This window comes from Streptomyces sp. GbtcB7 (assembly GCF_019091445.1).
GTDB lineage: Bacteria > Actinomycetota > Actinomycetes > Streptomycetales > Streptomycetaceae > Streptomyces > Streptomyces mirabilis.
In genome coordinates this window covers 1-235 of record NZ_JAGXJM010000661.1, presented here as the reverse complement: position 1 = coordinate 235, position 235 = coordinate 1, and the positions used below count along the sequence as shown (strand labels likewise).

Annotated in this window: 1 protein-coding gene; it reads left to right on the top strand. The window is 73.6% G+C overall.

Annotated features, from left to right (window positions below; translation table 11 throughout):
• The coding region (locus KVT44_RS57160) for a hypothetical protein (RefSeq protein ID WP_217577202.1) at positions 1-235 on the top strand (235 nt) is incomplete at both ends.

Below are 235 nucleotides of genomic sequence, written 5' to 3'. Positions count from 1 at the left end.
CTCGGGCGTGACCCGGCAGCAGTTGCTCCTGCTCCATGCGGCCCGGGTGACCACCGCGAATTCCACCCGCAAGGAGCCGGGGCCCGACCTGGACACGGTCCGGGACCTCACTGGCGCCGTCACCGCCGGCACGCTCACCTGGATCGCGCCCGACGACGGCAGCTGGGTGATCGCGTCCTACTGGGTACGTGGTTCCGGGCAGAGTCCGGAGGGCGGCCCGCACACCGCCCCGGCC